6 protein-coding genes are annotated in these 12780 nt (G+C 40.9%); 1 reads left to right on the top strand and 5 read right to left on the bottom strand.

The annotated features are described in order from the left end of the window. Positions 1 to 13: 13 nt before the first annotated feature. From CLI64_RS08000 to CLI64_RS07985, 4 genes are all read right to left on the bottom strand, one after another. The gene (locus tag CLI64_RS08000) at positions 14 to 2728 is read right to left on the bottom strand and encodes an ABC transporter transmembrane domain-containing protein (protein WP_103136717.1); all 2715 of its coding nucleotides are present in this window, start codon (positions 2726 to 2728) and stop codon (positions 14 to 16) included. Positions 2729 to 2732: 4 nt separating this feature from the next. Further along, a complete protein-coding gene (locus CLI64_RS07995) occupies positions 2733 to 3332 on the bottom strand; it encodes a helix-turn-helix domain-containing protein (protein ID WP_103136716.1) in 600 nt (199 codons plus the stop codon). 76 nt (positions 3333 to 3408) lie between these two features. Beyond that, positions 3409 to 5688, bottom strand: coding sequence for a caspase family protein (locus CLI64_RS07990; protein WP_103136715.1), 2280 nt, complete (start codon positions 5686 to 5688; stop codon positions 3409 to 3411). Between the two features lie 399 nt (positions 5689 to 6087). Further along, complete coding sequence (locus CLI64_RS07985; protein WP_103136714.1) at positions 6088 to 8898, bottom strand: CHAT domain-containing protein; 2811 nt, start codon at positions 8896 to 8898, stop codon at positions 6088 to 6090. Positions 8899 to 9524: 626 nt separating this feature from the next. Here CLI64_RS07985 and CLI64_RS07980 point away from each other — a divergent pair. Next, the gene (locus CLI64_RS07980) at positions 9525 to 10127 is read left to right on the top strand and encodes a Uma2 family endonuclease (protein WP_103136713.1); all 603 of its coding nucleotides are present in this window, start codon (positions 9525 to 9527) and stop codon (positions 10125 to 10127) included. A gap of 254 nt (positions 10128 to 10381) precedes the next feature. Here CLI64_RS07980 and CLI64_RS07975 read toward each other — a convergent pair whose 3' ends face one another. Then, the gene (locus CLI64_RS07975) at positions 10382 to 12517 is read right to left on the bottom strand and encodes a S8 family serine peptidase (RefSeq protein ID WP_225977533.1); all 2136 of its coding nucleotides are present in this window, start codon (positions 12515 to 12517) and stop codon (positions 10382 to 10384) included. Positions 12518 to 12780: the final 263 nt, after the last annotated feature.

Genomic DNA, 12780 nt, shown 5'->3' with positions numbered 1-12780 from the left:
TTACCTCACATTTTTATTCCACACCTAACTGTTGTTGATTGAGATAGAAATAATGACCACGCTTCGCCATTAATTCCTCGTGTTTACCACTCTCAATTAACAACCCCTTATCTAACACCAAAATTAAATCCGCTCTCTTGATAGTAGAAAGACGATGAGCAATAATTAAAGCAGTTCTTCCTTGCAAAATTTTCTTTAAATTCTGCTGAATTATTCTTTCTGATTCAGTATCAAGATGGGAAGTAGCTTCATCTAAAATCAACAGGCGAGGATTACCTAATAAAGCTCTAGCAATGGCGATTCTTTGCCTTTGTCCTCCAGATAATAACCCTCCACCTTCCCCGATTTCGGTTTCATAACCCATAGGTAACTTTGTAATAAATTCATCCGCACCGGCTAATTTAGCAGCCTCTCTAATTTCCGATAAACTAGCATTCGGATTTCCTAAAGCAATATTTTCTCGAATTGTATTCCCGAATAAAAAAGTATCTTGATCAACTACTCCTACTTGCTGACGTAAAGAATGTAGAGAAATAGTATTAATATCATATCCATCAATTAAAATTCTGCCGTCGGTAGGTGGATATAAACCTAAAGCCAGCTTAGAAATTGTAGTTTTACCAGAACCGCTACGTCCTACTAAGGCGACTATTTGCCCAGATTTAATTTTAAAGTTGAGATTTTCCAGAATATTGACTTCATTATCTGGATGATAGCGAAATGTCACATTTTCAAAACAAATATTTCCTTGAATTTGGGGGATTGATTGACGATTTGTTATTTGTAAATCTTCCTCAGCCTCAGCATCTAAGACATCGTTAATACGTTCTACTGAAATGATGACCTCTTGTAACTGATGCCAGAGTACAGTTAATCGCTGAAAAGGTTTAATAATATTACCTAAAAGCATATGAAATGCTACTAATTGACCAATGGATAATTGATTAGCAATTACTAAACTAGCTCCGTACCACAATAAGGTTGTAGATACCACTGCTTCAATAGTATTACTAAAAATTTGCAGGCGATTACCAATTATTTGTCCAGCAAAATTTTTCTTGACCTCTTTTTGTAATAACTCTTCCCAATGCCAACGGACTGTTTGTTCTACAGATGTAGATTTAATTGTGCGGATGCCTGTTAAAATTTCAATGAGATAACTATTCTCTTTAGCAATAGCATCAAATATTTCTCTGGAAATTCTTTGTAAAAATGGTGTAGCAATCAACGCCAATAAGAAAAATGGCGGCACAATTATTAATGATAATAATGCCATTTGCCAACTGTACCAAAACATCAACCCTAGATAGACAAATACAGTCAATAAATCTAGGATTATGGATAATGCTTCACCAGAAAGTAGGCGTTGAATTTTATTGTTCTCCTGTAAACGAGAGATAATATCCCCCACATAACGAGTTTCAAAATAACTCAAAGGTAGGCGTAGAGTGTGACGAATAAATGCTACTACTAACGCGACATTTATCTTATTGGCTGTGTGGTCGATTAAATATTGCCGTAACCCCGTCATAGCTACGCGGAAGAGGCTAAACATCATTAACCCTAACCCCACAGCCAACAAGGTCACATAAGAACTCTGTTGTACTACACTGTCTAAAATTAATTGTGTAAATAGGGGTGTGATGAGTCCAAATATTTGGATAAATACGGAAGCAATAAATACTTCTAACATCACCACAGAATGAGGTTTAATTAATTCAAAGAATTGCCAAAAAGGCGTGGTATTTTCTTGTGCATCTTTGAATAAGGCGGTTGGTTCTAGTAATAGCGCATATCCAGTCCAGTTTGCTTGGAATTCTTGATGAGAGAGAGTAAGCTGACCGATCGCAGGATCAGCAATAATCACTTGTTTGGCGGTAATCTCGTATACAACGATATAATGTTTTCCTTGCCAATGGGCGATCGCAGGCAACTTTTGTTTTGCTAACTGCTCAAAACTAGCTTTCACCGGACGAGTATTCAACCCCAGACTTTCTGCTGCTACTGTCAACCCACGCAGAGATGAACCATTGCGGTCAACATTAGCCAGTTCTCGCAAAAGGTTCACACTAAATTGCTTTCCCCAATAGCGTCCAATCATTACTAAACAAGCTGCACCGCAGTCAGATGAACTCTGTTGAGCAAAAAAAGGATAGCGTCGAGTGACTTTTTGCCACAAATGACTAACTTTTTGGCTAGGGTTAGGAAAGTAGGCTTTGCTAATCTTTTTATCTTGCTTTATCTGTGTTGTAGAGTCAGAGACAACAGGTATTTGTTCTGGCTTTTCTGAAATAGGAATGTGAGATTTAGTCAATAAAGAATTGAGAGTTTGTGCTTGTAACCATAAATGTTCACGGATTTGGGAATGTTTAGCTAGTAGGGGTGATAAAACGTCACCAGATATAAAACAAAGTTGTAAATTTGCGCTAGCTCTAGCTGCATAGGGTATAAATTTGGCATCGGGAAATAAAGTAAAACAGCCAAAATATCCTCCAGTTTCTAATGTGGTGATTAATTCGCCAGTTTCATCTAATAACCTGACCTTACCACCAAGCAGAATATAAATACCTGGTTCTACATCAATTCCTTGCCAAAACTTCCCAATTTTTGGTTCTAGATATTTAACTTTTGGCTGAATATCTTGAAATTCAGCTTCTGTGAGAGAATAGCCAAGCGTATTTTGCAAAAGTTCCCTAGAAACTTCTGCTATGGATGAATTATGCAACATGATTTTATGAATTTGTCTTAATTTTCAAGAAATGAATCGGTAATCTTTCACTCTCATTTAACAAACTTTCACTACTGAGATTACCGATAGAAATCTGGGAATTGGTAGATATTTGGGATGGAGTTTCTGGGGTGATAACAGGTTTAGATTTTGTCGATAAACCCATTGTTTTGAGTAAGCGTTTGATATGACAATCACTCAACTGAAAGCCGAATTCCTTAGCTAAATGCTTACTTAACCAGTTTGCTGTCCACCGTTGAAAAGCATAACCATAATTACGGGGACTATCATTAACTAGTGTTTTTAAACGCTCTAAATATTCTTCATTGACGGCTTTAGGACGACCAATTGGGGCAGTTTGCCATTGATGCGCCATTCCACTCCGAGCAATATGTATCCAATGTCTGGCTGTAGCGGGACAGCATCCCAAGGTACGACAGATGTTGGTTTGTGATTTACCTTCATCTGCTAACAACATAATTTGAATACGTTGACGGTATAATCCTGGTAAATCTTCGGTCAAATTTTTCAGTAATAATTTGCGTTGAAAGGGTGTCAATAATTGACCATTGGGAAGATTTACATCTTTGATTTCTGCTTCCATGATGTTTTATGGCTTGGTTAGAGAATCAAATGAGATTGCGAAAATTATTCTTAGAAATAGGGAAAAATTAGAGATATTAAGAGGGTACGACTTCAAAAGCGATCGCCATTGCTGCTAGTTTTTGAGTATCGATTCCCCTCACACCTGATGGTAAAGTGACTTCTTGACCTCTTAAAGCATTACGTGTTCCCGTATCTAGATCATCTAGTAACTTATTTGTCACATCTAAAATTTGGTCAGGCTTTGTAGAAATGGGTTGACGAGTATTACTAGCTCCTGCAAGGCTAGCGATTTTTTGTAATGCTTGGAGAGATGTTCTTAAAGGTGAGGTACTGGCAATAATTAAAGCCTCAGAAACCCCTAAAGGTTCAGAAACAGTTAAGACAAATTCATCATCAATCTGCGGAATTAGTTGTGTTTGATTGGCTTCGACTAACGCTGCATTTTCTGACGCTGACCAATTATTAGGAAATATGACCGTCATCGTTCCTTCTGCATCAATAACTAAAATGCTCAGATAAAGAGATTGAGACTCATTATTTTGAATTTTAAAAGCAATTTTAGTGCCTATAGGTAGTTGACTCAAACCAAATTCAGAGATTTTTACAGATGCAGCAGATGTAGAGAAAGTAGACTTTTTAGTATTACCCCGTACCGGAAAAGTTTCGGCTAATAATTCATTACTATCAGCAATATTCATCGACACAGTTACATTCAATCTGGATGAATTAGTGTTACCGAGAATTTGCTTGACCACCCGTGCAGCTAAAAGAGATTGCAACTTGGGTTGTAACCTTTTGACTGCATTCGTTACCGATTCACCTGCTTCACCAAAAGACTGAGGAATAATTTGGTCTTGGCTGGGTAAAAATAAACCAAAACTACCAACTTTTGGCAGGTTAGATATTTTTAATTTCTGGAGTTGTTGCAATGTATTTGCTGTCATCTGCCCAAAAATATATTGCACCTCCTGTTTCCCTAAAGCTGTAGGTTCAATGCGTTTAATTGCTTGCATAGATTGGATAGCTTGTTGGGCAGTTTTTTGATTAAGAGATTCATCAATACCGATTTTTAAAGTGGGATTATTGGGAATACTGCGAATCCGTTCTTGTAATAAAGTGCCTGGTTGTAAATTTTTAACTGAGCCATTGCGTGTATTTACTAATGTACCTTTTCCTTCTAATCCTTGGCGGGAATCTAACTTTAACCACCCAACTTCATTACCTTGATTATCCACAACTGAAAAGAGAGGATTATTAGTAAAAGCTTCTAAACTTTGTGAATCAATGCCACCCAACCATAACTGAACCTGATTATTATTAACTTGAGTAATTACCGCCTCTGCCGGTATAGCTTGAAAAGGGAAAAAATAGAGGGGTGGATTAGGATTTTGAGAATTGAGATTAGACTCAATTTCTGGGTCTTGATAGTAGCCTTCACGACTAGCTAAGATTTTTGTACTGCGACCCACATTAGCGATCGCTCTATTGATCGGTTCATTGCCAATTTGTTGCCAAATATACTGCGTTAATAGGTAAGTAAACGCTCCTGCATGGAAATCTCCAAAGGGTAAATCAGCCGCTAATTGTTCCCTTCTAGCACTAGCAATTACCACCCCTTTAGCCACAGTTTGTCTACGTTTTTGGATAAATTCTTGTCGTGACATTCCTAACTTATCCAACCACTGACCTTGATATAGCAATTCTTCGAGACTGGGTTTTAGTAACTCTCCATCATCAACAGCACGCACACGTAAATTACCCCGTTTACCCCCACCAGAATGACAACAATCTAACACCACCGTGACATTCTCGGTTTTCAATGCAGACATGAGTAAAAATAGTGTATGCCCCATAATGTGGTTGACAAAGCCCCCCTGAAATGGATAGCCTTCTGGTAATCGACCATCCACGGGAACTAAAGCACTATTGAGTCCATCTGGTGCATCGCCATCTCTGTCATAAAGGCGCGAACCATGTCCAGAAAAGTGAAACACCACCACATCACCAGGACGAGCCTGATTAATCAGATGTTGTTCAAATTTGCTGAGAATACCTTCACGGGTGGCTTGTTGGTTAGTCAGAGTGATCACATCTTCAGCTTTAAAACCAAAGCGGTGAATGAGTAACTTTTGCTGCAACCTCACATCAGTAACGCAACCAGATAGAGGTTTTAAACCTGTGCTTTGAGGATATTGATTAATTCCCACTAATAAAGCTAGTTTACGTCCTGTCTTTTGAGCCAGAACTTTACCCAAATTATGACCCTGCTGCATAATATCCAACTGACTCAAACCCAAAGTTGCGAGGGTGGAAGCAGAGAATTGCAGAAATTGGCGGCGTTTGATGTAAGACATAGGATTTTACGTATATCTTGGCTGAAGTCGCTTCATAGGATTGTATTTCTGAGTCGTGTGAGGTTATGCAAAATATCACAGGCTTTTGAGTCAAAAGAGGCAGGGGAGAGAGGCTGAGACAGAAGCTCAGACGCAGAAACAGCCAAGCGTGCTGTAAAGACGGGGCTACAAGACGCTCCGCAAACATACTCATGTTCCGCTTCGCTCCACTCAGAGGGTAATAGCTCAGTTCCCCTCTGCCTCTTCGTTAACAGATACTAGAAATGTTTAATGTTGATATAAAACTTTACATTGTTGACTATACGAAGTCTACGAAGTCTGAAAAGGATAGACACAGCAATAGGATTATTTTGCGAAAGTGCAGTTTGTACATAATGAGAAAATTGCTAATTTAAAAAACTACTCAGCTTCTCCAATAAGAGTAAAAGCCGCCCAATCAACAGGGTTCGGGTTCGTTTTCATCGTCGTCAACATCGCCTGACGCAGTGCTTGGGCTTTGTCAGGGTTTTTTTGCAGATTTTGATAAAATTGCGTCATTAATCGGGCTGTAGGCGCGTCTGGCACTGCCCACAGCGATACTAAAACACTAGGGACACCCGCACTAATTAACGAACGAGATAACCCAATCACCCCATCCCCAGAAATGCGTCCCCTGCCGGTATCGCAAGCACTCAGCACCACTAATTCCGCATTCAGTTTTAAATCAAGAATTTCCGAAGCTGTTAATAAGCCATCATCTTGACCCGATGGAGTTAAAGCGATCGCACTATTTAACCCTTGAATATCATCAAATATACCGTGGGTGGCTAAATGCACAAATCGTGCTTGGGGTAAACGTTTGATTACAGTTGATTCTGTGGCTTTGTTGCCAATTAGAGGTGCGGTTTTGAGTAATTTGCTAATTGCTGTTGCTTCTTTTTCTGCACCAGGTAAAGGCGTAAGTTGTTGGGGAGTTTCATCAATTTTAGGTGCGAAAAAGGGCATGGTGGGATTACCAACAATCAGCGTGTCTTTCCCTTGGATGGGTTTTGTGCCTAAACGTTGTCTTTGTTTGCGGGTTAAGTCTAACACCTGAATTGATGGTGACGTGAGAATAGTATGTTTTTCAATTAGATATTTACTTTCTGCGTCTTGTAAGGCGGCGAAGGGGACGAGGAATAATGCATTTTGAGGAATAAAAATTACTCTTTCGTTAGGATTTTTAGGTAATAAGTCAGCAATGGGGTTGATTAATAATTCGTGGAGACGCTTTAAATTATTTTTGGCTTTGGGTGCATTGGGGTTATAGGTTACATTGATACCGCGAAAAGCTGTACCTCTTGCACCTATCGCTTGACGGCTGGTGGTAACAAGTTGTGGAAGAGTTGTATTTTCTTTTTGCCACAGGGGTTTCAAGTCAACTTTACGGAAAGTAACTTCACCTGTGGAGTTAATTACCCAAATGTAGAGTTCAGATTCTTTGAATTGAATCTTACCTTCTACTTTGAATTTATCACTAATAATCGAATATTGTACCAAAGTGGCATTTTGTAATCTTGCAATTTGTTTAATTTCTGCAATTGTTGGTGGAGTGAGTAATTGTTCCTTGGAGTTAGAGAAAATTCGAGAAGTCAGTAACTCTACAAAAGCACGTCCCCTGCCTCGTTCGGATATTTCTAAGGCTGCATCAGTTTTATTCTGGGCTATGAAGACTTGTTGTAGAGTTTCGTATGAACTTCTTTGCTGGTCATACAACGATATCTTTTGTATATCCTTTAATTCCTTTGCTCGTAAACGTAGAGACTCTTGGAGTTTGATTGCCTCAATTAGATTACTTTCTGCCAGAGTCAAATTTTCTTGTTTGTAGAAAGCTAGCCCTAAACTATTCAGCGCAATCTTCTTGCTGCCAGCATCTTTTAACTCTTGTGCGATCACCAAAGCTTGCTGGAGATGCTCAATCGCTTTGGAGTATTCTCCCGAATCAATGTAGGCACCACCGAAATGACTCAAAGCCGATCCCTCACCGAGACGGTCTTTTATTTTCCTTGCTTTTGTTAACTCTTGCTGATAATACTCAATACCTTTGGGGTGGTTTCCTAATATCATGTAGGATATGCCTAAATTCCCCAGTGCAACAAGCTCTCCTAAATCATCTTTAATTTCTCTTGCGATCGCTAATCTTTGTTCATAAGACTCAATCGCTTTGAGGTAGTCTCCTGAAATCGCGTAGTTGTTGCCAAGATTACCCAGTAGTGTACCCTCGCCATTACGGTTTTTGATTTTTCGAGAGATCACTAAACTCTGCTGATAATATTCTACAGCTTTGGAGGTCTCTCCCAATACAACGTAGATATTACCTAGATTTTCCAGTGCATAACCCTCCTGTTCGGGTATTTTAATTTCCTTAGCGATCGCTAAACTCTGCTGCGCGGACGCAATAGCTTTGGGGTAGTATCCTAGATTCGCGTAGAGCATACTGAGTAGTCCCTGTAATTGTCCCTCTCCATTCCGGTCTTTTATTTCTTTTGCTATGTCCAAACCTCGCTGTGAGTATTCCAAGGCTTTTGGAAAGTCTGACAATCCTTGATAGGCAACAGCAAGAGCTTTCAGTCCTTGCAGTTCCCTGGGACGGTCTTTGATTTTCCGTGCGATCACCAAGTATTGCTGTTCATATTCAATTGCTTTGCGGTAGTTTTTTAGTTGAAGGTGGGCAATACCAAGATTTCCAAGAGTGTAAAACTCATTTTGAGTGTCTTTAATTTCTCTTGTGATTGGCAATCCTTGCTCGTAATACTCAATGGCTTTGGTGTAATCTTGTAAGCTACCGTAGGCAAGACCAATATTAAAAAGTGCATCACTCTCACCTTGACGGTTTTTTGATTCTCGTGCGATTGGTAAATACTGCTTATAGCACTCAATAATTTTAGGGTAGTTTTTTAAAACTTTGTAAGCATTAGCAAGATTCGCAAGTGCAGCACCCTCGCCTTTACGGTCTTTGATTTCTTGGTAGATTTTGAGTGCTTGTTGCCAAGATTGTAATACTGCTTCAAGTTGACCAGTTTGAAATTGCTTAATACCTTGCAGCAGCAATCGGTCTGCTTCAGCTTTGCGGTCTTGTGGTGTTTGTGCCAATACTTGCGGTGTTGAGAATAATATCGGTAAATTAGCGATCGCCCCTGAGATCACCAAAATTAGAGTAATAGCCGTTAAATAAGGTTTTGGAGAACGCATAAGTAGAACGAGGTGAAATTTAACAAAATCTGCGGAAGTCCCTACCCCGCAACGCTTACGGGTAGGGATGGATAGCAGGACGATGACGAAAGCATCTCCGACGGATATCAACCGTTAGGTTGATTAGGGAAAGGGATGGTTGATAGCGTAGCTAAGCCGTGTCCGCGAGCGTCGGAATCGTCAATGTTTGTGAGACAATATTGATGGTTGTTGACCCACCCGACTGACTAAGAGGCCACCCTTGAGGTATAAAGCATGCACTCGGCAGAGATCGGGAAAGCTGAAAACCTAGCTGGTAGACCATTGTCGTAAATCCAAGGCGAGTAAGACGAAAAGTAATCAAACTGTCTGCGGAAGGCGGATAGCTGCGCGGGTTCTCTCTTGAAGAGATCAAGGTAGCGATACCAGAAACGCTGTGTAAGACCAAATTGTACTTGTACAAGGAGGCAACGGCGAACGAGACGCGAAACGTTGATGGTCGTTTCTATGAGCGATATGCTTGACTCGAAGCGAGCCGGAGTACTTCACCAACATATATCTCTAGGCGATCGCTGGATATGCAAAATTCGGCAAGTGGTTGATAAATCAAATAGGATTGCTATATGACAGTTAATCGGTGATGTCTCATGAATATTGTCACACCAAAGCGATTCACGATTGATGAATATCATCGGCTGATTGAACTGGGATTTCTCCAGGAGGGTGAGTCTCTTCGAGACGGCAAAGCCGAACGTATTGAGTTGATTCGGGGAGAACTAATTCAGACGGTAGCCAAAGGCACATCTCATACATTCTGCAAAACTCGACTTTGTAGACAACTGGATCGATTATTAGGCGATCGCGCCGTGATTCGTGGACAAGATCCGATTACTTTACCAAACCACAGTGAACCTGAACCAGATGTGGTGATCGCACGCGGCAAAGATGAAGATTATCTTCCCCATCATCCCTATCCCGAAGATATTTTATTCGTGATTGAAATTTCCGACTCAACCCTAAATTACGACCAAACAACAAAGTTAGAAGTCTACGCAGAAGCCGGAATTTCTGATTATTGGATTGTTAATTTAAATGTTAGGCAACTTGAGTGTTACAGCCAATCTTATCAAAACGCTCAAGGTGAATTTAATTACCTCAGCAAGCAGATATTTTTACCCCATCAGTCAGTAGCCATTCCTGGATTTGCAGATGTCTTGTTAGATTTGAGTCGGATTTTCCCACAACTGTAGAGTGTGAGTCGGGTGAAACAAAGTGAAACCCAACAAAACCAAGAACTATAGATACCCGACTTTAAAAAGTCGGGTATCTGAACACCCGCAACCTGTCAAAATCAATCGGGTGGAATACTACGCCTAAGTTAGGGACTTCCAGAAAATAAATTATCCAATTTCCGAGAGAGAATATTTTGATTTTTCCCCCTGCTCCCTGCACCCTGCCCCCCTGCTCACCACAGCGATTGTATATTTTTTTAGTTGGAAGTCCCTTATTTCTGCTGCTTCACCGCCTGCACTGCGGCTTCAGCATTCACCAAACCGCTACCAAAAAAGTATTGCTGACCTTTGACAGCAGAGGAAACTGCACCTTTGCGTCTCTGGGAACGGTATAATCTAGCATCTCCATCGGATATATTCAGCCCTTGATAGCTGGCTGTAGATGTGAGGATGTTAACTAAGCGTTGTCTATTCAGACGTTTTTGGGGATCTTCTCCTTTCATTAAAGCCACAACTCCGGCTACTGTGGGTGCGGAGAAGGATGTCCCTTGTACCCACCAATATTTACCACGGGGATCTACCACCGCAGACCAACGAGATGTGGGGTTGGGTATTCCCTGCCAAAAGGGTTCTAGCCAAGTTCCGCCAGTGGTGGGAATACCGCCGAGTAATCCGGGTGTACTCAATTCTCCTCCTGGTGCGACTACATCTAAGCCTTTGCCGTAGTTACTATAGGAGGCGCGATCGCCTAAAATATTGGTTGCTCCTACAGACAATACTCCTGGATAAGCCGCAGGATAGGCGACTTGATTAGAGTTAGCATTGCCAGCCGCCGCCACAATTAGCAGTTTAGGATAGTTGCGGAGAACTTCCGCGATCGCTTCTTCTTCTCCAGCACTAGGAAGTGTACTACCCAAGCTGAGATTGATAATATCAGCACCGCGATCGGCTGCATAACCAATGGCTTCTATATAGTTAGAAGGAATATAACTCCCATTCAACCCAAACAACCGCACAGGTAAAATTTTCGCATTGGGCGCAACACCTACTAGTCCTTGATTATCCTTGGGTTGAGCCGCAATCACACCACTTACCCAAGTCCCATGAAATTCTCCGCCGACTTTATCTGTGCGAAAAACGTAACGTAATACTTGAGCGATTTGTGTTAAAGAATAATTGGGGTAAGTTTGTTTAATCTCCAATGCTTCCAAGGGATACTGCTGGACTAGTTCTGCATCGGAGAGTTTGAAAGTATCTTGAAATCTGATTCTGAGAATAGCTAGTTCAGTACGGCTGATGCGGGTATCATCATCACCGATTTCACAGGGTTCAAGACTATTCCCACCACTGGAAAAATCCCAGCCGTGAATTTCATTTGGGCATTTATCCGCAGATTTGACTGTATAAAGACTATCAGCCAAATCAGGATGATCCCATTGAATCAAGCTATCAATCACAGCCACAACGACACCGCGTCCGCCGTTGCTGAGTTTCCAGGCTTCGGTAACACGTACATCTGTGCGAGAAATTGTAGATTTATTCGCTACATTGGGTTGTTGTAAACAATCTTGCAATCCCTCCCAACTAGATAGGGGTTGTAATAAGCATTGTTTGAGAGGTGAACTATTAAGATGCCAAGCTAGTCCGATTAGGGGGGACTGGGGATTAGGAACTGGGGATTGGGGTGTATTCTTATTCCCAGTCCCTTGCAGATTAGCGGCTTGTTTTGTCGCAGCTTCGAGATTCTGCTCAGTTACAGATTGGATAAAATTGGGGGATACGGATGTAATACCCTTGACGTTGGTTAATTGGTTGGCAACGTTGAGAATTTTTGTACCAGTCGCCTCAGTAGATTTAACGAGATAGCGATCGCGGTAAAAGCGCAGGGGACGCACAATAGCTAGTTTGTTTTGCTGTAAAATCGCTTGTCTTTGGCTTTGGGAGAGTTTGGGGTCAAAACTGACGATAATTTCATTGGGAAGAACGATGACTTCTTTGGTGGTTTGACGACTGAGAACCGGGAAGGTATTTTCTACATACGCTTGCTTCTGAATGCGCTGTTCAATGTTGATTGGGGTGTCTTTGGGTAAACTCACCACAGCGTAGTCTTCACCTAAAGGACTCACACTAGGGGGTGTAGTGCTGCGACTTCCACGTTGTAAGTCTTGCTGGAGTTGGAGATACAAAGGAGGCGCGCCGATATCACGGGTGCGACCCTTTTTAAAGGAAACTGCGATCGCATCTTGACGCTGATTTAAAGGGATAGGTTGTCCTTTATACAGGTAAAATAAATCACCACTTTTTGAAGATTGAGCAACAGCTTTTTTTTGTGGTGAAAGAGAGAATACACCCAAGCTAGAGTAAATAAAACCTGTAATTAAAAGACTAGATGCAATGCGGTTCATCATCTGATTGTCTTTGTAAAAATAATTGTTAGGACTTAATATTTCTCTGCATAGCGAGGTTATGTAAAAATTTCCCTAGAACGCAGGTTCTTGTGTTCAGATTCAAAATGTCATACCAATTCGCAATTACCAGTACCCGCTCGCGGGAAGTAAGCTACGCAATTTGCAATTACAATCAGTGGGGGCTTGAAATCCATTAATGAACAATTATCCAATTAGATAGTCGTGCATTTTAATTGCGAATTGCGAATTGCGAATTGACAATT

Source organism: Nostoc sp. CENA543 (genome assembly GCF_002896875.1).
Classification (GTDB): Bacteria; Cyanobacteriota; Cyanobacteriia; order Cyanobacteriales; family Nostocaceae; genus Trichormus.
Note: the sequence above shows the minus strand (reverse complement) of the source record. Positions and strands in the feature narration are given on the sequence as shown.

What these genes read in the sequence shown, in the direction of transcription:
- CLI64_RS08000 (WP_103136717.1), bottom strand. Translation starts at nt 2,728, where the DNA reads ATGTTGCATAATTCATCCATAGCAGAAGTTTCTAGGGAACTTTTGCAA.
- CLI64_RS07995 (WP_103136716.1), bottom strand. Translation starts at nt 3,332, where the DNA reads ATGGAAGCAGAAATCAAAGATGTAAATCTTCCCAATGGTCAATTATTG.
- CLI64_RS07990 (WP_103136715.1), bottom strand. Translation starts at nt 5,688, where the DNA reads ATGTCTTACATCAAACGCCGCCAATTTCTGCAATTCTCTGCTTCCACC.
- CLI64_RS07985 (WP_103136714.1), bottom strand. Translation starts at nt 8,898, where the DNA reads ATGCGTTCTCCAAAACCTTATTTAACGGCTATTACTCTAATTTTGGTG.
- CLI64_RS07980 (WP_103136713.1), top strand. Translation starts at nt 9,525, where the DNA reads ATGAATATTGTCACACCAAAGCGATTCACGATTGATGAATATCATCGG.
- CLI64_RS07975 (WP_225977533.1), bottom strand. Translation starts at nt 12,517, where the DNA reads ATGATGAACCGCATTGCATCTAGTCTTTTAATTACAGGTTTTATTTAC.